Annotated in this window: 20 protein-coding genes; 9 read left to right on the plus strand and 11 right to left on the minus strand. The window is 61.5% G+C overall.

The genetic code is table 11. The features are described from left to right. Nucleotides 1-45: 45 nt before the first annotated feature. Nucleotides 46-1,230: a TerC family protein gene (locus ACIP6G_RS03575; protein WP_400288664.1), complete on the plus strand. Its 1,185-nt coding sequence runs from the start codon at nucleotides 46-48 to the stop codon at nucleotides 1,228-1,230. Between the two features lie 73 nt (nucleotides 1,231-1,303). On the opposite strand, the gene ACIP6G_RS03580 is transcribed toward ACIP6G_RS03575, so the two are convergent. Beyond that, nucleotides 1,304-1,714 (minus strand): YccF domain-containing protein, encoded by a 411-nt coding sequence (locus ACIP6G_RS03580; protein WP_105656996.1) that lies wholly within the window; start codon nucleotides 1,712-1,714, stop codon nucleotides 1,304-1,306. Nucleotides 1,715-1,840: 126 nt separating this feature from the next. Between ACIP6G_RS03580 and trmB the strand changes: the two genes are divergently transcribed. Beyond that, a complete protein-coding gene (gene trmB, locus ACIP6G_RS03585) occupies nucleotides 1,841-2,698 on the plus strand; it encodes a tRNA (guanosine(46)-N7)-methyltransferase TrmB (RefSeq protein ID WP_133833561.1) in 858 nt (285 codons plus the stop codon). A 50-nt stretch (nucleotides 2,699-2,748) separates the two neighbouring features. Continuing rightward, nucleotides 2,749-3,375, plus strand: a complete 627-nt coding sequence (locus tag ACIP6G_RS03590; RefSeq protein ID WP_365945068.1) for a GNAT family protein — start codon at nucleotides 2,749-2,751, stop codon at nucleotides 3,373-3,375. Here the strand turns inward: ACIP6G_RS03590 and ACIP6G_RS03595 are convergent. From ACIP6G_RS03595 to dnaK, 4 genes are all read right to left on the minus strand, one after another. Continuing rightward, nucleotides 3,372-3,800 (minus strand): heat shock protein transcriptional repressor HspR, encoded by a 429-nt coding sequence (locus tag ACIP6G_RS03595; RefSeq protein WP_105656998.1) that lies wholly within the window; start codon nucleotides 3,798-3,800, stop codon nucleotides 3,372-3,374. The genes ACIP6G_RS03590 and ACIP6G_RS03595 overlap by 4 nt on opposite strands. Nucleotides 3,801-3,913: 113 nt before the next feature. Then, a complete protein-coding gene (locus ACIP6G_RS03600) occupies nucleotides 3,914-4,888 on the minus strand; it encodes a DnaJ C-terminal domain-containing protein (RefSeq protein ID WP_105656999.1) in 975 nt (324 codons plus the stop codon). A gap of 85 nt (nucleotides 4,889-4,973) precedes the next feature. Continuing rightward, the gene (locus ACIP6G_RS03605) at nucleotides 4,974-5,555 is read right to left on the minus strand and encodes a nucleotide exchange factor GrpE (RefSeq protein WP_105657000.1); all 582 of its coding nucleotides are present in this window, start codon (nucleotides 5,553-5,555) and stop codon (nucleotides 4,974-4,976) included. A gap of 13 nt (nucleotides 5,556-5,568) precedes the next feature. Beyond that, on the minus strand, nucleotides 5,569-7,422 hold the full coding sequence (dnaK, locus tag ACIP6G_RS03610; RefSeq protein WP_105657001.1) for a molecular chaperone DnaK: 1,854 nt from the start codon (nucleotides 7,420-7,422) through the stop codon (nucleotides 5,569-5,571). Nucleotides 7,423-7,671: 249 nt separating this feature from the next. Here dnaK and ACIP6G_RS03615 point away from each other — a divergent pair, with 249 nt between their 5' ends. Then, nucleotides 7,672-7,890, plus strand: coding sequence for a PLD nuclease N-terminal domain-containing protein (locus ACIP6G_RS03615; protein ID WP_105657002.1), 219 nt, complete (start codon nucleotides 7,672-7,674; stop codon nucleotides 7,888-7,890). Nucleotides 7,891-7,972: 82 nt separating this feature from the next. Here ACIP6G_RS03615 and ACIP6G_RS03620 read toward each other — a convergent pair whose 3' ends face one another. The 3 genes from ACIP6G_RS03620 to ACIP6G_RS03630 all read right to left on the minus strand — a co-directional run bounded on the left by ACIP6G_RS03620 (nucleotide 7,973) and on the right by ACIP6G_RS03630 (nucleotide 12,626). Then, on the minus strand, nucleotides 7,973-8,446 hold the full coding sequence (locus tag ACIP6G_RS03620; RefSeq protein ID WP_365945069.1) for a hypothetical protein: 474 nt from the start codon (nucleotides 8,444-8,446) through the stop codon (nucleotides 7,973-7,975). A gap of 191 nt (nucleotides 8,447-8,637) precedes the next feature. Beyond that, nucleotides 8,638-10,179: a DEAD/DEAH box helicase gene (locus ACIP6G_RS03625; protein ID WP_400288669.1), complete on the minus strand. Its 1,542-nt coding sequence runs from the start codon at nucleotides 10,177-10,179 to the stop codon at nucleotides 8,638-8,640. A gap of 305 nt (nucleotides 10,180-10,484) precedes the next feature. Further along, on the minus strand, nucleotides 10,485-12,626 hold the full coding sequence (locus ACIP6G_RS03630) for an MMPL family transporter (protein WP_332594639.1): 2,142 nt from the start codon (nucleotides 12,624-12,626) through the stop codon (nucleotides 10,485-10,487). A 129-nt stretch (nucleotides 12,627-12,755) separates the two neighbouring features. Between ACIP6G_RS03630 and ACIP6G_RS03635 the strand changes: the two genes are divergently transcribed. From ACIP6G_RS03635 to ACIP6G_RS03650, 4 genes are all read left to right on the plus strand, one after another. Beyond that, nucleotides 12,756-13,268, plus strand: coding sequence for a MarR family winged helix-turn-helix transcriptional regulator (locus tag ACIP6G_RS03635; protein WP_400288671.1), 513 nt, complete (start codon nucleotides 12,756-12,758; stop codon nucleotides 13,266-13,268). After that, nucleotides 13,265-13,888 carry a LysE family transporter gene (locus ACIP6G_RS03640; RefSeq protein ID WP_133833557.1) on the plus strand — a complete coding sequence of 208 codons (624 nt, stop codon included), beginning with the start codon at nucleotides 13,265-13,267 and terminating at the stop codon, nucleotides 13,886-13,888. The genes ACIP6G_RS03635 and ACIP6G_RS03640 overlap by 4 nt, the downstream gene beginning before the upstream one ends. 138 nt (nucleotides 13,889-14,026) lie before the next feature. Further along, nucleotides 14,027-14,536 (plus strand): low molecular weight protein-tyrosine-phosphatase, encoded by a 510-nt coding sequence (locus ACIP6G_RS03645; RefSeq protein ID WP_105657007.1) that lies wholly within the window; start codon nucleotides 14,027-14,029, stop codon nucleotides 14,534-14,536. Then, complete coding sequence (locus tag ACIP6G_RS03650) at nucleotides 14,523-16,532, plus strand: chorismate-binding protein (RefSeq protein WP_400288674.1); 2,010 nt, start codon at nucleotides 14,523-14,525, stop codon at nucleotides 16,530-16,532. Before ACIP6G_RS03645 ends, ACIP6G_RS03650 begins: the two co-directional genes overlap by 14 nt. A gap of 10 nt (nucleotides 16,533-16,542) precedes the next feature. Here the strand turns inward: ACIP6G_RS03650 and cls are convergent, their stop codons facing one another. Continuing rightward, the gene (gene cls, locus ACIP6G_RS03655; protein ID WP_286134130.1) at nucleotides 16,543-18,039 is read right to left on the minus strand and encodes a cardiolipin synthase; all 1,497 of its coding nucleotides are present in this window, start codon (nucleotides 18,037-18,039) and stop codon (nucleotides 16,543-16,545) included. A gap of 166 nt (nucleotides 18,040-18,205) precedes the next feature. Here cls and ACIP6G_RS03660 point away from each other — a divergent pair, with 166 nt between their 5' ends. After that, nucleotides 18,206-19,081 (plus strand): aminodeoxychorismate lyase, encoded by an 876-nt coding sequence (locus ACIP6G_RS03660; protein WP_105657010.1) that lies wholly within the window; start codon nucleotides 18,206-18,208, stop codon nucleotides 19,079-19,081. On the opposite strand, the gene ACIP6G_RS03665 is transcribed toward ACIP6G_RS03660, so the two are convergent. Together ACIP6G_RS03665 and ACIP6G_RS03670 are read right to left on the minus strand one after the other, a co-directional pair. After that, nucleotides 19,078-21,405, minus strand: a complete 2,328-nt coding sequence (locus ACIP6G_RS03665; RefSeq protein WP_400288677.1) for an ATP-binding cassette domain-containing protein — start codon at nucleotides 21,403-21,405, stop codon at nucleotides 19,078-19,080. The genes ACIP6G_RS03660 and ACIP6G_RS03665 overlap by 4 nt on opposite strands. Beyond that, on the minus strand, nucleotides 21,402-22,010 hold the full coding sequence (locus ACIP6G_RS03670; protein ID WP_105657012.1) for an ECF transporter S component: 609 nt from the start codon (nucleotides 22,008-22,010) through the stop codon (nucleotides 21,402-21,404). Before ACIP6G_RS03670 ends, ACIP6G_RS03665 begins: the two co-directional genes overlap by 4 nt. Between the last annotated feature and the right edge of the window lie 48 nt (nucleotides 22,011-22,058).

Below are 22,058 nucleotides of genomic sequence, written 5' to 3' on the forward strand. Positions count from 1 at the left end.
TTACTCAGATGCGTTCGCGCGCTACTTACGAAAGCAGGAATCCCTATGGGAGTTTCCCCTATGATTTGGGGAATCACGATTGTCGTGATTCTCGCCCTTCTGGCCTTCGACTATTTCTTCCACATCCGCAAGGCCCACGTTCCATCGCTGCGTGAAGCAGCCATCTGGTCCAGCATCTATGTTGGCTTGGCCCTCGTTTTCGGTGTGCTGGTGCTGGTCTTCGGCGGAATCGACATGGGTGCCGAGTACTTTGCCGGCTACATTACCGAGAAGGCCCTGTCGGTCGACAACCTGTTCGTCTTCCTGATAATCATCGCCAGCTTCCGCGTACCCCGCGAAGACCAGCAGAAAGTCCTGCTCTTCGGCATCGTCTTCTCGCTGATCGCACGTACCGCCTTCATCTTTGTCGGCGCGGCGCTGATCAACCAGTTCGCTTGGGTCTTCTACCTGTTCGGCCTGATCCTGCTGTTGACCGCAGGCAACCTGCTGAAGAAGGATGACGAATCCGATGAGGCCAACAACTTCATCATCCGGATTGCCAAGAAGCTATTCCACACTACCGACAACTATGACGGCGACAAGCTGTTCACCAAGATCGATGGCAAGAAGGTCCTGACTCCGATGCTGCTGGTCATGGTGGCCATCGGCGGTACCGATATTCTCTTCGCTCTGGATTCCATCCCTGCGATCTTCGGACTCACCCAGAACGTCTACATCGTGTTCACGGCTACCGCCTTCTCGCTCATGGGACTGCGCCAGCTCTACTTCCTGCTCGACGGATTGCTGGACCGCTTGATCTACCTGTCCTACGGGTTGGCAGCAATCCTGGCATTCATCGGCGTGAAGCTGATCCTGCATGCACTGCACGAGAACAACTTGCCATTCATCAACGATGGCGAACACGTGATGGTCATTGAAATCAGCACCGGCCTGTCGCTGAGCGTCATTATCGGCGTCCTGTTGCTGACAATTCTCGCTTCGCTGTTCAGCAAGGCAGGCAAGGCCCAGACTGCCATCGGCAACCTGCGCCGCCATGCCAACAGCTACAACGACCTGAGCTACACCTCGGACGCGGTCGAACGCGAACGCATCTACCGCGCCTTGGTGGAGGAAGAAGCGTATGTGAAAAGCATGGAAAAGAAGTACCGCGACAAGGCCAAGGACGTGGACAAGATCCGTGTCGAGGTCGCCGAAGCGCACCGCCAGCACGATGAGTACCTCAAGAGCTGATCAGGTTCGTACATAAAGCGAATGGCTGCCAACCCCATCAAGGGTTGGCAGCCATTCGCTGTCTTGGTGCTGCCTAGCGGCGAACACCGCCGATGAAATAGTCCGAAGGCACAATGACCTTGCCCAGAGGCATCAAGGAAACCGGGATCATCTTCAAGTTTGCGATACCCAGCGGGATGCCGATAATCGAAATGAACATCGGGATCGCGGTTACCACGTGCCCCACGGCAATCCAGATACCAGCAAAAATGATCCAGATGATGTTGCCCAGGGTGGAGAACGCGCCTACCGGGCCGTTGTCGACCACGGTGCGGCCAAACGGCCACAGCGCATAGCCGGCAATGCGGAACGAGGCGATGCCGAATGGAATGGTCACGATCAGCACGCAGCAGATGATGCCCGCCAACACGTAGCCCAAGGCCAGCCACAGGCCGCCGAAAAGCAGCCAAATAATGTTGAGAATACCGCGCACTAAATCAGTCATGGTTATATTCTCTGTCTTTTGCCTGTTTTACTCCATCGGGGATCCCCCCGATTTTCTTCTAGGGGTGTCCAATCCCCTACCGTTCGGCAAGCATCGAAGCAGCTTGCTCGGCTAGGATTAATCATCATGAGCGAATCGAGCGAGCAGCAGCGCCCAGCCCACGGCACTGCCCCTAGGAACCCAGACCTTTTCCGTGCCGAGCCGGTATCCTTCGTGCGCCGCGGCAACCGCCTGCAGGGCCGCCGTGCCAGCGCCTGGGAGCGCAATGCCGATCAGTACGTCATTGAGCCGCCCCGCAAGATCGCCGACACTTCGGTTGCCGATGACTTCCAGCTCGATCCTGCCGAGGCTTTCGGACGCACCGCACCGCTGATCGTGGAGATCGGCACCGGCCTGGGCGAATGCATCGCCAACGCCGCCAAAGATGATCCCGAGCGCAACTACCTCGCCGTTGAGGTCTACCGTCCGGGCCTGGCCCAGCTGATGCTGAAGGTCGAGTCTTTCGGCATCACCAACGTCCGCGCAGTGCAGGCCAATGCACCAGAGGTTCTGGATGTCATGCTGGACGAGAACAGCGCCGATGAGATCTGGATCTTCTTCTCAGATCCATGGCACAAGCCGCGCCACCATAAGCGTCGCCTAATCAAGGCCTCGTTCCTCGACAAGGTCTCCCGCGTGCTCAAGCCGGGAGGCACCCTGCGCTTGGCCACCGACTGGTCCAACTACGCCGAGCAAATGCGCGAAGTCCTCGAAGCCCATCCGGACTTCGAGAACCAGCATCATGGCAATCTGTCCGGCACTGAGAGCAACCTGACTAAGGTGCGCCGCGAGGGCATGGAAGGCTTCGACCCCGAGCCAGAATTCACCGATGCCCAGGGTGGCTGGGCCCCGCGTTTCGAGCGCCGGATCCTGACCAGCTTCGAAGGCAAGGCGCTCAAGGCTGGTCGTCTGGTCTTCGATCTGGCATACACCCGCATCGGCTAGTCGCCGAAATAAAGCATTGAAGAGGCCATGGAATCCATAGGATGGATTCCATGGCCTCTTCTTCTGCGCAAAGTCTGCACTACGCCCAAGCTCCGAGAATGGACTATGCCGGGGTGCGGCTAGAACAATTGTCAATGGACCACGCCCCGGATCTGATCCAGCTCGCAGCCAACGGCCAGTTGGATGAAGCGTGGTTTGCCACCACTCCATCGGCCGAATCCAAGCGCTTGGATATCCAGCGCCGCTTGGCATTGCAGGAAACTGGCGAGATGGCTCCCTTTGCGATCATCGACCTGTCCACCGGCAAAGCGGTGGGGGCCACGACTTACTTGAATATCGACGCGGCAAATCACCGCGTGGAAATCGGCTCAACGTTCCTGGCCATGCCAGCCCAAGGCACCGGGATCAATCCAGCTGCCAAGTTCATGCTGCTGCGCCGGGCTTTCGAGGAACTGGATTGCTATTCAGTGGCTTTCTGCACGCACTGGCACAATGCCGCTTCACGCGCCGCGATTGCACGGCTCGGCGCCAAGCAGGATGGCGTGCTGCGCAATCACAAATATGATCCAAAGAGCGGTACCCTGCGCGATACGGTGGTGTTCTCAATACTCCCGCACGAATGGCCTGCCGTGCGCACCCAATTGGAAGCGCGCTTGGCCCGGCACGGACGGATCTAGCGTCCGATAGCGCGGCGCGCGGTAAACAGCGTCACGGTCGGTTCACGGCGTTCAGGGCGCATGCCCCTAGCCAACGAAACGATGTCGCCTCCAGCGGTACCCGCAGCGAAGATGCGAGATTGGCCCTGGCGTACGGCGGAAAGTTCTTGGCGAAGCCCATTGACTTCGGTTTGCAGATAGGCGACTTGATCTTGCAGGTCCAGGATGCGCTTGATGCCCTCGAGCGAGACGCCTTCCTTGCTCAAGGCCTGCACCTGGCGCAACAGCGATACGTCGCGCTGCGAGTAGCGGCGTTGCTTTCCGCTCTGGCGGCTGGGCGAAACCAAACCAATGCGGTCATACTGGCGCAGCGTCTGCGGATGCATGTCTGCAAGTTGCGCGGCGACGGAAATGACGAAGACAGGTCGCAGGTACTCCCCGTTCACGTTGCTTCTACCACCTTTCTGCAAGGACCTTGGATTCGGTCCCTATTGACTTCGAGTCTATCTTCCCTGCCCAGCCAATTCGATGAGGGGGCAGGGAAGACAGCCTATTGGGTTCAGAGCTTGGCTTTGGCAGCCAAATCCACTCGTGGATCCTCGCCCTCGGTGGCTGATGCGAAGTCCTCCACGGCCTTCTTTGCAGCATCCGAGAGGTTCTGCGGAATCGCGACATCCAGGACGATCAGCAGATCGCCGGTGGCCTTGGAGGTCTTCACGCCGCGGCCCTTCAGACGCAAGGTGCGCCCGGAGTTGGATCCAGCGGGAACCTTCACCGCAACGGAATCCCCGTCCAGGGTCGGTACGTGGATCTTTGCTCCAAGCACCGCTTCAGCGAAGGTCACCGGCACGTGGATGCGGATGTTGTTCTCTTCGCGCTTGAAGAACGGGTGCTCGCTGACCTTGACCTTGACCAGCAGGTCGCCGTTGCCGGCAGCACCAGGCTGGCCCTTGCCGCGCACGCGCACCGACTGGCCATCCTTGATGCCCGCCGGTATGCGCACGTCAATGACCTCGCCATTCTGCTCGCGCAGGCCAATGGTGGTGCCCTTAATTGATCCGGAGAAGGAAATCGTGGTGCTCGCCGTGCGGTCAGCACCCTTGCGCGGTGGTGCGCTCTGGCCGAAGCCGCCGCCACCGAAACCGCCGCCACCACCGAAGAGGTCGGAGAAGTCCGGCTGCCCGCCGCGGCCACGTGGGCCCGCTCCGCCGCCTCCGAAGAGGTTGGAGAAGATGTCCTCGAAGCCGGCTTGCCCGCCGGGGCCGCCCGGTCCGCCACCAGCAGAGAATCGCGCTCCGCCGCCCATGGCACGGATCGCGTCGTACTGCTCGCGCTCTTCCTTGTCCGAAAGCACCGAGTTGGCTTCGGAGATGTCCTTGAATTTCTTTTCAGCGGCCGCATCACCCTGGTTGGTATCCGGGTGGTACTTGCGCGCAAGCTTGCGGTACGCCTTCTTGATGTCCGCCTCGCTGGCGTCCTTGGAGACGCCCAGAATGGCGTAAAAGTCTTTTTCGATCCAGTCCTGACTTGCCATCAGGGCCCCATCCTTTCAGTGCCAATTCGACACTGCCCACTGTCGAAGACTCGGCAGTGGGCAGTATCGATTGTGCTATTCGTGGCTATTCGCCGGTTGCTACCAGCACCTGAGCTGCACGCAGGATGATGGTTCCCTTGCGGTAACCGGTGCGCAGCACCTGTCCCACGTGGTCGGCTGGAATCTCGTCAACAGCCTGGCGAAGCAGGGCTTCGTGGATGTTCGGGTCGAATTCCACGCCGGCCTCGTTGATGCGCTCCAGGCCATGCTGAGCCAGAATTCCATCCAGCTTGTTGGCGATCGATGCGAACGGGCCGTCGGCGAGGTCGCCGTGGGCTCGTGCCGCATCGATGTCGTCAAGCACCGGAAGCAGGGTGTTGAGCACGGACTGCACGGCGTTTTCACGCGCTACGGCCCGGTCGCGTTCCACGCGCTTGCGGTAGTTGACGTATTCGGCCTGCAGGCGCAGCAGGTCGTTGCGCAGTTCGGTTTCCACCGCACCGGCCTCTTCCGGCTGCGCCGAATCGGCTTCAGCGCCAGCAGCAGCTTCGTTCAGGATCGCCTCGGCCTGACCCAGGGCGTCAGCGGTTGGCTGCTCGTTGGCGGCCTCTGGCTGGTTCTCCGGCTCCTGGCCGGAGTTCTCGTTCTGGTCCTTTGCCTCGGACATATTCCTAAACTCCTTACTTCTTGTCGGCTTCGTCTTCGTCGATGACCTCGGCGTCGACGATGTCTTCATCAGCGTTCGGTGCCTGCTCGCCCTCAGGAGCCTGGGCGCCCTCGGCCTGCGCGTTGGCGTAGATTGCCTCGCCCAGCTTGGTCTGCGATGCCTGCAGCTTCTCGAACGCGGCCTTGACCTCGTCGTCGTTGTCCTGCTTCTCCAGGGCAGCCTTCAGGGCGTCGACGTCAGCCTGGACCTCGGTCTTGACCTCTTCAGGCAGCTTGTCTTCGTTGTCCTTGATCAGCTTGTCTACGGAGTAGGCAGCCTGCTCAGCGGCGTTACGGGTCTCAGCGGCCTCGCGGCGTGCCTTGTCCTCTTCGGCGTGTGCTTCAGCTTCCTGGACCATGCGCTCGATGTCTTCCTTGGACAGCGAGGAACCACCGGTGATGGTCATCGACTGCTCGGTGCCGGTGCCCTTGTCCTTGGCGGATACGTGCACGATGCCATTGGCGTCGATGTCGAAGGTGACCTCAACCTGCGGAATGCCACGAGGAGCCGGTGCGATACCGGTCAGCTCGAAGGTGCCCAGCGCCTTGTTGTCGCGGGTGAACTCGCGCTCGCCCTGGAAGACCTGGATGGATACCGAAGGCTGGTTGTCCTCGGCGGTGGTGAAGGTCTCCGAACGCTTGGTCGGGATCGCGGTGTTGCGCTCGATCAGCTTGGTCATCACGCCGCCCTTGGTCTCAATACCCAGGGACAGTGGGGTGACGTCGATGAGCAGAACGTCCTTGCGCTCGCCCTTCAGCACGCCTGCCTGCAGCGCTGCGCCCACGGCGACAACCTCATCTGGGTTCACGCCCTTGTTCGCTTCCTTGCCGGCCAGGTCCTTGACCAGTTCAGCAACGGCTGGCATGCGGGTAGAACCGCCAACCAGGATCACGTGGGCGATGTCCGAAACCTTGACGCCTGCCTCGGCGATGACGTCGTTGAATGGCTTGCGGGTGCGCTCCAGCAGGTCCTTGGTCAGGTCCTGGAACTTGGCACGCGAGAGGTGCTCGTCCAGGTGCACTGGGCCTTCCGGGGTCACCGAGAGGTACTGCAGCGAGATGTTGGTGCTGGTAGCCGAGGACAGTTCCTTCTTGGCCTGCTCAGCAGATTCCTTCAGGCGCTGCAGCGCAATCTTGTCCTTGGACAGGTCCGCGCCCTTGGCCTTGGCCTGGGCCAGCAGCCAATCCACGATGCGCTGATCCCAGTCGTCGCCGCCCAGGCGGTTGTCGCCTGCGGTGGAGCGGACCTGGATGGTCGAGAAGCCGTCGTCGTCCTTGCCGACTTCCAGCAGGGAAACGTCGAAGGTGCCGCCACCGAGGTCGAAGACCAGGATGAGCTCGTCTTCCTGGCCCTTTTCCAGGCCGTAAGCCAGCGCAGCTGCGGTTGGCTCGTTGACGATGCGCAGGACGTTCAGGCCGGCGATCTCGCCAGCTTCCTTGGTGGCCTGGCGCTCTGCGTCGTTGAAGTATGCAGGAACGGTGATCACCGCGTCGGTGACCTTCTCGCCCAGGTACGACTCAGCGTCGTTCTTCAGCTTCATCAGGGTACGAGCCGAGATTTCCTGAGCGGTGTACTTCTTCTCGTCAACGTCAATGGTCCAGTCGGTACCCATGTGGCGCTTGACCGATGCGATGGTGCGGTCGATGTTGTTGACGGCCTGGCGCTTGGCGATATCGCCAACCAGGACTTCGCCGCTCTTCGAGAAAGCAACGATCGACGGGGTAGTGCGGTTGCCTTCCGCGTTTGCGATAACGGTTGGCTCACCACCTTCGAGCACGGAAACGACGGAGTTGGTGGTTCCTAGGTCGATACCTACGGCACGCGACATAATGGCTCTCCTTTGCCTTGGTTGAAAGTACTAACGCTGAGGACATTTATCCTCATTGAGCGTTCTGCACTCAAGTTTACTCAGCCGCTTTCGACTGTCAAATCAACTTGAGCGAAGGTGACTCAACTTTGCGTTCTGCTCATTTCAACTGCTGTGGTGAGAGAATAATTCCCGTCCTGAAAAAATTTTTCATTCATCCGCTTTCAACGCTTCCAGCGGGCGGGAAAAGCGGCAGCTAGGAGCCACCTCATGGAAACGAAGCGCAAGTTCCAGGATCTGCCACCGGGCGGAAAGATCGCGGTCGCCTCTGCGGCAATTGCCGAGCTGACCTTGATGGTTGCGGCACTGCGGGATTTGTACAAGCGCCCTGCCGAACAAGTCAAGGGTCCAAAGCCGGCATGGGCAGCGGCCAGCATGATCAATTTCCTTGGCCCCATCGCCTATTTTGCTTTTGGACGCCGCAAGTAATCCCTTGGCATTCCATAGCCACTGGAAAACAAGCCGTCCTCGGTCATTCGAGGACGGCTTGTTCGCTTTCAGCGAGTTCCGGTTAGCCCATCAGGCTAATTCCCCGGGCAGCCAGAACGCCAAACGCGGTGCCCCACAAGATAATCGAGATGATCTGCCAGATGATCACCTTCTGCTTATTGGCGCCGAAGGAGACCAAGGCAGCCGAGGTCACCTGCGAAGGCAGGATGGTCTGCCCCAGAAGGCTCACCCCGGCAATGCCGTATTTATCGAAAGCACGGTGCAGCTTCTCGAACTTTCGTTCCTTCTTCTCCGAGTCCTTGCCCTTGCGAACCTTGTTGCGCACGGCGTGGGCGCTGTTGACGAACAACAGCATGGAAATCACGTTGCCGATCACGGCGGTGGCGATGGCAGCAACCACCGGAACACCGATGACCACGCCAATGGCCGAACCAAAGTAGGACTCGATCAGCGGAATGGCAGCTAGCAAGGCAACCGCCAAGAATTGCAGTGGCTCCGGGAAGGACGCGGCGAAATTCTGCAGGGATTCAATCATGGCTGGTGCTCCTGAAGCGGTGAAGGTTAATCGGCGGCTCGTTGCATCAATCCTATGTATCGCCTAGTCGAAACGGGATCAGCCAGCAGATCTAAACTTTTGACGCGCAAATTCCCGGGTTTAACGCGAAACTCCCCCGCATCCATTGGGATGGATGCGAGGGAGTACTCCGCAAGGATTAGTGCCAGCGCCTAGTTGCCGCGACCAGCTGGGCTCGATGCGCGACGCGGGCCACGCGAACGGCCACCGGTTGCACCGCCAGCGGCATTGCGGCCGCCGGTTCGCGGTGAGCGCGAAGGGCTCGACGGGCGTTCAGCGTTGGCACCTCGTGCGCCGCGGGCTGGACGGTCGGTGTTCGCACCGCGGGCGCTGCGCGCTGGACGCTCGCCCTGGCTAGCGCCGTCACGTTCCGTACGGCGGCGTTCGCCGCCACGGCCCTGGGCTTCGGCAGCTGGCTTGGCGCCACGCGCCGGGCGCTGGCCGCGGCCACCGCGGCCGGCACCTTCACCGGCAGGCTTGCTCTTGGCAGGATTGCGCTTCTGCTGAGCCGGAGCAACGTAGGCAACCGGCTCGGCAACTTCGCCGACGACCTTGGCCACAACCGGAGAATTCAGGTTGACCTTTTCGAAAGGCACCTTCAGTCCGGCCTGCTTCAGCAAAGTCGAAACGTCGCCCTGCTGATCAGGGGTGCAGATGGTCACTACAGTTCCATCCGAACCCGCACGTGCGGTACGGCCGGAGCGGTGGGTGTAGGCCTTGTGCTCTGCTGGTGGATCTACGTGGACAACCAGCTCCACACCATCAACGTGCACGCCACGAGCGGCTACGTCGGTGGCGACAAGAACCTTCGCCTCGCCTGAAGCAAAAGCAGCAAGGTTGCGGTCACGGGCATTCTGCGAGAGGTTACCGTGCAGGTCTACCGCCGGAACGCCAGCCTTGGACAGGGTGAGCGCCATCTTCTTGGCGTGGTGCTTGGTGCGCATGAACATGATGCGACGGGCAGTGCCCTGGGCCAGAACGCGGATCAGGTCCTTCTTATCATCGTTGCCGATGACGAAGACGTGGTGCTCCATGGTGTTCACAGCGGCCTTGGGTGCATCCACCGAGTGAATGGTCGGGTTGCTCAGGTAGCGCTTGACCACCTTGTCCACACCGTTGTCCAAGGTAGCGGAGAACAGCATGTGCTGGATGCCGGTTGGCATGCGGTCCATGATGCGGCGAACTACAGGCAGGAAGCCCATGTCGGCCATGTGGTCGGCTTCATCCAGCACGGAGATTTCCAGCTGGGACAGGTCCACGACCTTCTGCTTGATCAGGTCATCCAGGCGGCCCGGGCAGGCGATGACAATGTCCACGCCCTCATTCATGGCCTTTTCCTGGCGGCTCTGGGCCACGCCACCGTAGATCACGGTGGTACGCAGGCCTGCGGCCTTTGCCAGGGGGTCAACGGTCTTGGCAATCTGGGTCGCCAGTTCACGGGTTGGAGCCATGATCAGCGCTCGTGGGAAACGGGCCTTGCGGCGCTGTGGGCGATCTGCCAGCCGAGCTACCAGGGGCAGCGAGAAGGCCAAAGTCTTGCCGGAGCCGGTCTGGCCGCGGCCCAGGACGTCGCCGCCGGCCAAGGTCGACGGCAAGGTGGCTTCCTGGATCGGGAAAGCGGCTTCGATTCCGCTGGCAGCAAGGACCTTCGACAGGTATTCGGGCACGCCGAGGGCGCTAAAAGTTACGGACATATTCAAACTTTCTCTCTGATTCGCACGCCTGTTTCAGGCGTTGGGTTTCGCCGAGCCAGGAGGAAGTCCGCAACATGCAAGGCCAAGGAAGGCCTGCTGCCAAAAGTGGACCGGCGGAGGTTTTCCGGGCGATCCACAGGAGGGAAATCTAAACTGTCGACGCATGCGCCACAGAATTTTCCGGTGACGCACAAGTATCCATACTACAGTGCAAAAGCGGGGCCCGTCTGTGAGCGGCCCCGCTTTGCACTGCCGCCCCGGGAGACGTTCACCACTAGGGCTCCCGGGACAGTCCACCGCGCTGCCTAGTTCAGCTCGAATTCCTTCTTCGCCAATTTCGAGGGCCACCAGACCTTAGGTCCGATTTCTTCGACCAGCGCCGGCACCAGCAGGCTTCGCACGACGAAGGTATCCAAGAGCACCCCGAAGGCCACGATGAAGCCCAACTGGCCCAGGAACATGATTGGCACCACACCCAGTGCGGCGAAGGTAGCGGCAAGCACCACGCCGGCGGAGGTAATCACGCCGCCGGTGACCTTCAAGCCCACCCGCATGCCCTCACGGGTTCCGCGCTTCAAGGATTCCTCGCGCACACGGGTCATCAAGAAGATGTTGTAGTCAACGCCCAGCGCCACCAGGAAGACGAAGCCGAACAGCGGTACGGATGGATCGGCACCCACGTAGCCGAAGACATTGTTGAAGACCAGCGCACTGACACCCATCGCCGTGCCGTAGGACAGCACGGTGGTCAGGATCAGCAGCACCGGAGCCAGAATGGAACGCAGCAGCAGCATCAAGATCAGCAAAATGGCCAGGAGGGTAATCGGAATGATCTTGAACAGATCCGCGATGGCCGTCTCGTTGGTATCGAGCTGGGTCGCAGTGGTGCCGCCGACCAGCGCGTCGGCGTCGACCGCATGCAGCTGCTCGCGCAGTTCGACCACGGTCTGCTTGGCGGCATCCGAGTCGGCCGCATCGGCCAGCGTCACCGACATCAGGTTGCGGCCTTCGACGCTCATTGGCTCGGCCCCGCGGGCGGCCATGGCCGGTCCGCCGTCTTCAGCCTGCAAGTAGGCCGAATCCACGCCGGTGACATCAAGGGCCTTTTCCAGGGCCGTCTGCGCTTCGGCTTCATCGACAATCACCGTGGCCGGGGATCCCGAGCCGCCAGGGAAGTGCTCGCCCAGGGCGATCTGCCCGTCACGCGACTCCGAACCGCCTACGACCAGCTCGCTCTGTGGCACGCCATGGGCCTTGAGCTGGGTCATGCCCAGCGCTCCCACGGCGAGCACCAGAGCGGTGATGATCCAGATCGGGCGCGGATGGCTGGCAACGAACCGCGCGATGCGGCCCCACAAGCCTTCCTTCTCCTGGCCTTGGGCGTCCACGGCCGCCGGCTTGGGCGGGAAGGGCCAGTAAGCGGCCCGTCCCAGCAAGCCGAGCACCGCCGGCAGGAACGTCAACGCGGCAATGATCGAGAAGATGATGCCCGAGGCGCCAATGGGTCCCAGTGCCTTATTGGAGTTCAGATCGGAGAACAGCAGGCACAGCAGGCCCACCGTCACGGTGCCGCCCGAAGCGACAATCGGTTCCAGCGAGCCTTTCCATGCGGAAGCCACGGCCTGCCACTTGTCCTGGCCGGCCATGAGCGCTTCCTTGTGCCTGGCCACGAACAGCAGCGAGTAGTCGGTAGCCGCACCGATGACCAGGATGGACAAGATGCCCTGGGCCTGGCCGTCGAGCCGGATCCAGCCTTCGGATGCCATGAAGTACACCGCGACAATTGCCGCGCACAGCGCGACGACCGAGGTGAGCAGCACCGTGAAGGGAAGCAGGATCGAACGGTAGACCAGCAGCAGGATCACCAGCACAGCTACCAGGGCCACGCCCAGCAGCACGCCGTCGATGCCGCCGAAGGCCTCGACCAGGTCGGCGCTGAAGCCTGCCGGCCCAGTGACATAGGCGGTGGTGCCTTCGGGCTTCTCGGCGGCCAGGAGCGAACGCAGCTCTTCGACTCCGGTATCGGCCTCCACCTCGCCGGAGACCGGAACGATGAATTCAGCGGCCTTGCCGTCTTCGGAGAGGAAGGGCCCGGTGATCTGCCCGTCCAGATGCGTGAAGTCCTTCAGCGCCTCGCCGATCCCTCCAGCAGTTTCCTTGCTGACCTCGCCATCGCTGGTGAGCAGGACCACCGCTGGGATTGCTTCGGTGGAGCGGAATTTATTCTGCCATTCCAGGGCTTCGGTTGCTTCGGCGGTGGCCGGGAGGAAGGAGGTCTGGTCGTTGGTCTGGACCTCGGAAAGCTTGCCGAAGGTCGGGCCGCCGATTCCTGCTACACCCAGCCAGAGGATGATCAGCAGGGCGTAGATTCCTGCCCTGATGCCGATACCCTTCTTGTCCAATCGCTTCTTGCCCGATGGCTGGTCGGTTTTCGCTACATGCGCCACTGATCCGTCCTCACTCGTGATTGCTGGCGGTGGATCAAAGGGCGATCCGAATGCCATACTACAAGACTTACTTCCATCGTAGAAATACTTCCCAGGCTATTAAATGCTTTTCCGACTAGGATTGCGCCTATGAGCGCAAGAGAACAGCACAATTTGGTCATGCTCCTGCAGGAATTCGGCCAAGCCTCGGACCGCTACGTTGAGTCCACCGGAGCACTTTACGCAACGCACCGCACGGATATGAATGCGCTGTCGATCATCATGAAATACGAGCAGCGCAGCCTTCTGCCTTCCCCGCGCGACCTGAGCCGCGACCTGCAACTGAGTTCCCCGGCTACCACCGCCATGCTCGACCGCCTGGAAAAACTGGGAATGATCGAGCGCCAGCGCTCGGACCGGGATCGCCGTGTCATCCGCATCGCCATGACACCCAAAGCCCGCGGCAAGGGCATGGAAATGTTCATGCCGCTAGGTGCCAAAATGCGGGAAGTGATCAGCCACTACGACGAGCAGCAGCTGCAGGTCATAGCCCGCTTCATGGCAGAAGCCGTCGCCGGCGTGGACAGCGCGCGCGAAGAAGTCGTAACACAGCGGGCAACGAAACCAGCCAAGAGCGGGACGGACACTAGCCTTAAGCAGTGACCCTTTCACTCTGGATATCCCTTCTCAGCGCCTGCATCGTCATCAGCTTCACCCCCGGCGCCGGAGCCATCAACACGATGAGCAATTCAATGCGCCAAGGCTGGCGTGCTTCCATTTGGGGCGTGCTCGGGCAGCAGATCGCCTTGCTGATCCACGTGGTGATCGTTGCCGCAGGAGTCGGTTTGCTCGTGGCCAGCTCGCCGTTGCTGTTCGCCATCATCCGCTACGCAGGCGCTGCCTATCTGGTGTATCTCGGTATCCGCATGCTGCTTTCCAAGCCGGAGGTCGCCTCCGATGGAACCAGCACCGGGCACCGCCTGACCCGCTGGTCCATGCTCAACCGGGGCATCCTGGTCAACCTGCTCAATCCGAAGGCCATCGTCTTCTTCTTGGCTTTCACCCCGCAGTTCATCCGCACCGATCAGCCGCTCCTGGCCCAATACGCCATCTTCATCGGCACGGTCATCGTGGTGGACATCGCGGTGATGTTCTTCTTCTTTGCCGGCACGGCCCGCACCTTCCAGCGCTTCACCGCGACCTACCGCGGCGCCAAGCTGCTGAACATCCTCTTCGGCGTACTGTTCATCCTGGTCGCCGCGCTCCTGCTGCTCATGCACTAGCATTTTCGCCCGCTCTTGCCGTAGAACTCCTAGCCGTGAACCGATTCCCGGGCCAATTTCCGAATCGTTGCCGATTTGTTGCCGGGAAACGGGCGCGTAGCTATCGATCGAATCGCCTTGTGCCCATAGACTGATGCCATGTTCCGGATAATGATCGTGTGCACGGGAAATATTTGCCGTTCGCCTATGGCCGAGTACATGCTCAAGAATGCGCTCAAGGATGCCGAGGTCTCGCAGGTCGAGGTCATATCGCGAGCCATCACCGACGGTGAAGTCGGCAAGCGCATCGATGAGCGTGCTGCCAGTACTCTGCGCAGCCATGGCCTTGATGCATCTGAGCACATTGCCGCCCAGATCGACTCGGACGAAATCGCCAAGATGGATCTCGTACTGGCGATGGACACCGACCACTTCGAGGAACTCGTTCCCGAATTGGCCGAAATCGATCCGAGCGAACGTCCGCAACTGCGGATGTTCCGTTCCTTTGATCCGGGAACCGCGAGCTCCCCGCACGACCAGCAGGGCATCTATGACCCCTGGTACGGTGATGCCGGAGACTTCCGCGAGACCTGGAAACTCATTTCTGCTTCCCTGCCTGCCCTTGTAGATTACGTGCGGAGTAACATCGCCTCTCGTGGAAACCGCTAGACCAACGCTGATTGCCATTGACGGGCGTTCCGGATCCGGCAAAAGCACCTTTGCAACAGACCTAGCGAAATACCTGGAAGCCACCGCCTCCGTAGCTATTTTGCGCCTTGAAGAGCTCTACCACGGTTGGGACGGGCTGCACCGGTCCTTCGATCTCTACCACCGGATCCTGCCTCAGCTCGCAGCAGGCAACACGATCACCTACCCCACCTGGGATTGGGCCGCGGGTGCCCTTGGCGCATCCAAGAACTTCACTCCGGCCGAGGTAGTGATCATCGAAGGCGTAGGAGCGATCCATTCCGACGCCCGAGAATTCCTCGACATCGGGATCTGGCTGGAAGCACCCGAAGGCTTCCGCCGCGACCGGGCGCTGGCACGCGATGGACAGGCCTACCGTCCGTACTGGCAGATGTGGGCCGAACAAGAGGAACGCTACCTGCTGGCCCATCAGCCGCACGCCGCAGCAACCCTGCTCATTGATGCCCCTGACGACCAGGACCCCATCGAGATCTGGGCGCGTTCCTGCCGCTACCTGCCGGCCATGATGCGCCAGCTTTGCCTCCGCTCCAACCAGTCCCCCATTGCCCCAACCTTCCGCCAGAGCTACGAGGCGCCAGACGATACGGCGTCACTCTTCGAGGAACTGGCCCGGTCCCTTCCGCATGCCGCACTATTGGAATCAACAAGCCATAAGCTCAACGACCCGTTGGGACGCAACCGCTACTCGGTGATCGCGCTTTCGGCGGCAGAACAGCCCCCGGTACTGAGCGCCACCAGCCACGGCACGACCGTCAGCCTGCCCGGAGCGCAAGTACGGCTGGGCGAGGATTTCTTCCGCGCGCTGGCAGGCCTCTGGCCTGCCGGAACCACCGCTAAAGTCGGCTACCCGCTGCCGGCATGGGTGGGGTACCTCGGTTATGAGCTCAAGCGCGAGCTCGGCGCCGCGGATCTGCAGGCAGTGGTTGAACCCGGGCGGGTGCGCCCCGATGCCCAGTTCTTTGCGCCGGATACCGTGGTGGTCATTGACCATCAAGAAGGCCAGATGCATCTGCACAGCATTAGCGAACCGGCAGCAGCGCTGAGCATCCTGTTGGGCAATCCTCCAGAACTGCGCGCCCACCACCCGTTGCCTATCCCGCAGTTCAGCTGCGCGGATACCGAAGCCGGTTACAAGCAGAAGATACGCCAGGCCCAACGCGAGATCTATGAAGGCAACACCTACGAAGTTTGCCTGACGACCGAACTGACGGCCCATGCCGAACTGTTCGATCCGTTCGAGGCCTACTGCCGGATGCGCCGCTCCAGCCCTGCACCGTTTGCCCACTACCTGCGTTTCACTGATCTGCAAATCGCCAGCATTTCACCGGAACGGTTCCTCGCGCTGTCCAAGGACGGGCAGTTGCGGGCCGAGCCGATCAAGGGCACCCGGCCGCGTGGCGAAAATGAAGAATCAGATCTCGCGTTGAAGCATGATCTGGCCACCCATCCCAAGGACCGGGCCGAGAACATCATGATCGTTGACCTGTTGCGCAACGACCTGTCGCACCATGCGGTTCCCGGGTCGGTGAAGGTCGCCCGGCTGTGCGCGGTGGAAACCTACGCGACCGTGCACCAGATGGTCTCCACCATCGACGCCACGCTATCCTCCCCGCAGCTGGCCGCCGAAGCCCTGCGCGAAGCTTTCCCGCCGGGCTCCATGACCGGTGCACCGAAGCTGTCCACGATGAGCATCTTGGATGAGCTCGAAGAGCACCGTGCCCGCGGCCTGTACTCCGGGGCCGTGGGGTATCTGGGTGCCGATGGTGCCGCCGATTTCTCCGTGGTGATCCGAACCCTGGTGTGCGACCGGCTAGCTGACCAGTCATGGCGGTTGAGCCTGGGCCTTGGCGGGGCAATCACCGCTGATTCGGTGCCCGCTGAAGAGTGGGACGAGGTCATCACCAAATCCCGTGGCGTGCTTCAAGCGCTGGGCGCCAGCTTCCCGCAAGACACTTAAGCCAACTGAATTATTGCAAGGTGGCCGTCAAGCGCGCCACGTTGTCGATCCAGCGTTGCATGCGAGGACGGCGGCGCCACTGCGAGAGGGTGATTTCCGAGGAAATCCCGCGGTAGTGGTTCTGCACCTGATTAACCGCATCGACCATTTCCTTGCCCAGCAGCATCACGGAAATTTCCATGTTCAGGCTGAATGAGCGCATGTCCATATTCGAGGATCCCACCACGGCCACGTCGTTATCCACGGTGAAGCACTTGGTATGCAGCACCATCGGTGCCGGGTAGCGGTGAATGCGCACGCCGGCTTCCAGCAGCTGCTGGTAGTAGGACTGCTGCGCGTGGTGCACCAGGAACTGGTCGCCCTCTTCGCAAACATACAATTCCACTTCTACTCCGCGCTGGGCGGCAGTGGTGATGGCATAGAGCAGCGAATCGTCGGGAACGAAGTAGGGGCTGGTGATTTCCAGGCGTTCGGAGGCCGAATAGATCAGCGTATTGAACAGCCTGAGGTTGTTCTCGGTACCGTATCCGGGGCCGCTGGGCAGCAGCTGCGCCAGGGTGGAACCGGGACGTTCCTCATAGGCCAGCGGGTGGCGGGCCTCGGCCATGTCCATCAGCACTTCCTGGTCGTCGTCCTCCTGCCACCAGTCGGTAGCGAAAGTGACGTCGAGGCTGCGCACCAGCGGACCTTCGACCCGGAGCATCATTTCAACCCATTCGCGGCCCACCTTATGCGAGGACTCGCGCTTGTAGCCGGGTTCAATCAGGTTCTGGCTTCCGGTGAAGGCCACCTCGCCATCAACAACGAGGATCTTGCGGTGGTTGCGCAGATCCGGGCGGCGCCAACGACGGCCAATCAGGTCGATGGGCAGCATCGGGCGCCAGTTGATACCGGATTTCTTCAGCCGCTTCTTGAAATCCTTGTAGCCCTTGACGCGCAAGGTTCCCAGGTGGTCGAAGAGCAACCGGACGTGCACGCCGCGCTCCGCGGCCGCTTCCAGCGCATCGAGTACCGGTCCAACATAATCCGGGTCATCGCCCATGATGTAGAACTGGATGTGCACATAGCGGGTGGCGTTATCGATTTCCTTGCGCATGGCATCGAGCGAAGCCCGGTAATCGGAGATGACCTCTACCTGGTTGCCGCCTTCCAGCGGCATGGCACCAAGATTGCGGTTGAGCATGACTGCCGATTCGACCCATTCCTCCTGGGAATGGAATTCTTCGGGCAGCTGCATGTGGCTCGTGGCCTTCATGATTTCATCGTGCGCACGCCGCTGCTTTTCCAAGCGGCGGCGCGACAGGTGCGGATTGGCGAAAAGCCAGTATGCGACAAGTCCCACAACGGGCAGGAAGAAGATAGCCAATAGCCATGCCATGGCGGTGGTGGGGCGCCGGTTGCCCGGAACGATGCCGATCATGAAGTAGCGAACCGCTAGCTCTATTGCGACCAGCACGCTCCAGAGAACGCCGCCAATCTGCAAGAAGACTTCATTACTTGGCCACACTCGGGCACCCCCTTGGCTACACCCCGCGAATTCGGCATTATCGGCCTCTGATCTGCGATGTACAGGCCAAAATCCTTCGCTTAGCTTATCGAACATTGCCGGACTTGTCTGAATCTCCGCCTGCAGAAATCGCGCAGAAGACGCTGGGGTTCGATAATCTGTCTTTATGAGCTCACTTGTATTCTTGGATCCGGCCTATCCGGCTGGTCGTCTTGCAGACATCACTGCACCGCAACTTCTGGTCACAGCACAGGGAGTCACGCGAGGTGATGGCATCTTTGAATCGATGCTCTACACCAACCAGGCCGTACGCAAATTCGAAGCGCACCTGGCACGCTTGGCGACCTCGGCTGAAGTTGCCGACTTGGCCATTCCCGATGCGCGCAGCTGGTTTGCCGCGGTAGATACCGCTGTGGCCGATTTCGATGCCACCGGCGGCGCTGAAGAAGCGGTGGTCAAGCTGGTCGCCGCGCGCGGCGAGCACGACAATGATCCTGCCATTTGCTGGGTCACCGTGACCCCTGCCCCGGCTTTGGGCAGGGAACAGCGTGAAACCGGTGTGGATGTCCTGATGCTGGATCGCGGCTACGACTCGAAGCTGGCCGAACGTGCGCCATGGCTCATGATGGGCGCCAAGACCCTTTCCTATTCGATCAATATGGCCGCCCTGCGCTACGCGCACAAGCACGGCGCCCATGATGTCATTTTCACCTCCGCCGACGGGATCATCCTGGAAGCTCCGACCTCGACCGTGCTGGTAGCCCAGCGCGATGGCGAGACCAAGCGGCTGCTGACCCCGATGCTTGAAACCGGCATCCTGCCAGGCACCACGCAAAGCGCCATTTTCGACGCTGCGGCCCAGGATGGCTGGGAGCTGGGCTACGGCCCGTTGCGCCCGGAAGACCTGTATCAGGCCGATGGCGTGTGGCTGGTTTCCTCCATCCGCCTGCTGACCCCGGTGCGCACCATCGATGCCAAGCCGTTGCGCCTGGACGCTGAGCTCCATGAAGAGCTCAGCGCCCTGAGCGAAGCAATCCGCTAGGACCACACCAAGTTGTAGGTCCCTGCCAGCACGGCCGCAGCCATTGCGGCCGTGCCAAACAGGATCCCCGTGGCCAGCACCATGCCATCACGCCAGGTGAAGGTGGCCGTGCGAATCCATGTGCGCTTGGCCGTGCCGAACCCCTTGGCCTCCATCGTGGTGGCCAACCGTCCGGCGCGGCGAATCGCTTGCACCAGCAAGGCCAGCACCTGACCCAGGGTTGCCTTGATGCGTTGGCCCACGGTGCCGAAGTTCCCGACACCGCGAGCGCGCCGGGCCAGCGTGAGCGTGGTGAATTCTTCCACCATCAACCCGAGCAATCGCATGCCGGCCAAGGCCCCGAGCACAAACCGGTGGGGTACCTTCAGCTGCTGAGACAGCGCCCCGCCCAAATCGCTTGGATTCGTGGTGGCCAGCAGCAAGATGCACGGGATGGCCAGCGCGAAAGCGCGCAGTCCGGTGGCAATGCCCCCGGCCACCGATCCCTCGGTGATGCTGAAGGCGCCGAATTGGGCGTAGACCGTGCCGCTATCCTGGCCCACCAAGGCGATGCCCCACGCCGCAAGGATTCCGGCAATCAGCAGTGGCCACGCGCGCTTGAGGAATTTCAGCGGGCTCAGCCCTGCCAGGGGGAAGAACACCACGGTCGCCACGATCACGACCAGCGCCGAAACCCAATCCAAGGTGGTGATCAACGGCAGTGTTGCCGCAGCCACCGCACCGAGCTTGGCCAGCGGATTGATCTTCGCCAACCAGCTATGCCCTACCGGCGCATCAAGCACCGGCCCCTGTCGCGGGGTACCAGCTTCCGGGGTGCCGGCAGTGAGCACCAGGTTCCTTGCTTTGAGCACCGAGGCAAAGTGATCGTCGTGGGTCACAGCAATGATCGCGGTGCCCTGCTGCAATTCCTCAACCAGCAGCCCGGCCAGTTCCCTCCACGTATTCGCATCCTGCCCGAAGGTCGGTTCGTCGAGGATCAGCACCTGGGGGGATGCGGCCAGAACAGTGGCCACGGACAAGCGCCGCTTCTCGCCCCCGGAGAGAGTGAACGGGTTCGCGTCTGCCAAATGCGCCAGGCCCAAGCGTTCCAGCAACGCGTCCACGCGCGCTTGGACCTGGGCCGGCTCGTATTTCGGCGCATCGGCGCTGCTGGCCTGCGCGCGGCTGGGAGCGAAAGCCAGCTCTTCCCGAACGCTCTGGGTCACGAATTGGTGTTCGGGTTCCTGGAACACCGAACCGATCCGCCCAATCAATGCACCGGCCTTCCAGGCAAACGGGGAGTTGCCCAGACCGTCGGCCAGTTGCGCGGTGGCCGCCAACCCGCCGTCGGCCGGGACGAGCAATCCGCCCAAGGTCAAGGCCAGCGTCGACTTTCCAGCGCCATTCTCGCCGCGAATCACCGTCGCGGTGCCCGCTTGCACATTCACGTCCACCGCTTGGGTGCGCGGTGCCGTGGCGGTGCGGGCGGATACCAGCTGCTGCGCTTCCAGCAGCGTGGCACCGGCACCGTTCGTTGCCCGGGCCACCTGCGGGAAGTAGCCTGGAATCCACAGCCCGGCAGCAGCCAGCTCCTCGCGCACCGTTTCATCGGTGTACAGCTGCTGCGGGTCCAGATCGTGCGCGACTCCCCCACCGGGCTGCAGCACGATAACCCGGTCCACATGCTGCGCCCAGGCTTCAATCCGGTGTTCCACGACGACCAGCGTGGCACCGGAAAGCCGCGCGGCGTTCAGCACCGCATCGCGCAAGAGCTCAATGCTCTGCGGGTCCACATTGGCAGTCGGTTCATCGAGCAGCATGACGCTGGGTTCCATGGCCAGAATGCCGGCCAAGGCCAACCGCTGTTTCTGCCCGCCGGAAAGTTGCTGGGTGCGGTGCTCGAAGGACAGCGCACCCAGACCCACAGCGTCCAGCACTTCGGGGATCCGCTGGCGGATCAGTTCGGGATCCATTCCGAGGTTCTCGGCGCCAAAGGCCACGTCATCGGCGACCCTGCTTTGCACTACCTGGGTTTCCGGGTCTTGCTGCATCAAGCCCACCGGGTGGCTCCGGATGAAGGCATCGCTGCCATCTATGAGCAGCCGGCCAGCGACCTGATCGTCCTCATCCGCTTCCAGCAACCCGGCCATCGCGTGCAGCAAGGTTGACTTGCCGGCGCCCGATGGACCGACCAGCAGCACCTTCTCACCGGCGTGGATCACAAGGTCCAGTCCCGAGATGGCAGGATTCTTCCTCTCGGAGTGCTGCCAGCCGAACCCCGTTGCGGTGATGGCGGCACCGCGCTGGGTCAGCGAGGCTGCGCCGGAATTGGCAAAGGAACTCATTTTGCGCTTTCCAGGTGCGCACGCCGGCTCGGCAGGGCGCTCAATGCACCGGTCTTCGCCAGTCCACGCGTGGCCAACCAGGACAGCAGCCCTGCGACGACTACGCCGGAAATACCGGTGGCGATCACGTGGAAGATCTTCATTCCGGCGGTGTACTCAACATAGTAGGCCAGGATGTAGGCCTCGGAAATGCCGGCGAACAAGCCGGCGAACAAGCCGGCCAGCAGCGCCACGCCCAGGTTCCACTTGCGGTAGCGGAATGCTGCGAAGACCAGCTCTGCACCCAGGCCCTGGACCAGGCCGGAGATCAGTACGGTCAAGCCGTAGTGCGAGCCCAGCAGCGCTTCAACTACGGCGGCCAGCAGCTCGCAGTAGATTGCGGCGCCTGGCTTGCGGATGATCAGTGCGCCGAGCACCGCCGGGAAGAGCCACATGCCGGTGAGCAGCGCGGTGGCTGGCGGGAAAGCCGCAAAGGCGAGTGAGAACAGGCCATAGCCGGCACTCCACGCCCAGAAAATAACCCCTGAAGCGACGGCGATCACCGAGGCGACGACGATATCAACTACACGCCAGCCGGTACGCTGCTTCGAAACTGTTTCGTTCATTGCTGGTCCTCCTGTGGAAAGGAGGGGAGATGGACGGAATGAGGGCAT

The sequence above is a fragment of the Glutamicibacter sp. NPDC088483 genome (assembly GCF_044753145.1).
Taxonomy (GTDB): Bacteria; Actinomycetota; Actinomycetes; order Actinomycetales; family Micrococcaceae; genus Glutamicibacter.

Coding starts and splice junctions, on each gene's coding strand:
- ACIP6G_RS03665 (WP_400288677.1), bottom strand. CDS start 21,405: ATGAGTTCCTTTGCCAATTCCGGCGCAGCCTCGCTGACCCAGCGCGGT.
- ACIP6G_RS03625 (WP_400288669.1), bottom strand. CDS start 10,179: ATGTCCGTAACTTTTAGCGCCCTCGGCGTGCCCGAATACCTGTCGAAG.
- ACIP6G_RS03670 (WP_105657012.1), bottom strand. CDS start 22,010: ATGAACGAAACAGTTTCGAAGCAGCGTACCGGCTGGCGTGTAGTTGAT.
- ACIP6G_RS03575 (WP_400288664.1), top strand. CDS start 46: ATGGGAGTTTCCCCTATGATTTGGGGAATCACGATTGTCGTGATTCTC.
- ACIP6G_RS03615 (WP_105657002.1), top strand. CDS start 7,672: ATGGAAACGAAGCGCAAGTTCCAGGATCTGCCACCGGGCGGAAAGATC.
- ACIP6G_RS03620 (WP_365945069.1), bottom strand. CDS start 8,446: ATGATTGAATCCCTGCAGAATTTCGCCGCGTCCTTCCCGGAGCCACTG.
- ACIP6G_RS03580 (WP_105656996.1), bottom strand. CDS start 1,714: ATGACTGATTTAGTGCGCGGTATTCTCAACATTATTTGGCTGCTTTTC.
- ACIP6G_RS03600 (WP_105656999.1), bottom strand. CDS start 4,888: ATGGCAAGTCAGGACTGGATCGAAAAAGACTTTTACGCCATTCTGGGC.
- ACIP6G_RS03660 (WP_105657010.1), top strand. CDS start 18,206: ATGAGCTCACTTGTATTCTTGGATCCGGCCTATCCGGCTGGTCGTCTT.
- ACIP6G_RS03635 (WP_400288671.1), top strand. CDS start 12,756: ATGAGCGCAAGAGAACAGCACAATTTGGTCATGCTCCTGCAGGAATTC.
- trmB (WP_133833561.1), top strand. CDS start 1,841: ATGAGCGAATCGAGCGAGCAGCAGCGCCCAGCCCACGGCACTGCCCCT.
- ACIP6G_RS03590 (WP_365945068.1), top strand. CDS start 2,749: ATGGCCTCTTCTTCTGCGCAAAGTCTGCACTACGCCCAAGCTCCGAGA.
- ACIP6G_RS03645 (WP_105657007.1), top strand. CDS start 14,027: ATGTTCCGGATAATGATCGTGTGCACGGGAAATATTTGCCGTTCGCCT.
- ACIP6G_RS03605 (WP_105657000.1), bottom strand. CDS start 5,555: ATGTCCGAGGCAAAGGACCAGAACGAGAACTCCGGCCAGGAGCCGGAG.
- dnaK (WP_105657001.1), bottom strand. CDS start 7,422: ATGTCGCGTGCCGTAGGTATCGACCTAGGAACCACCAACTCCGTCGTT.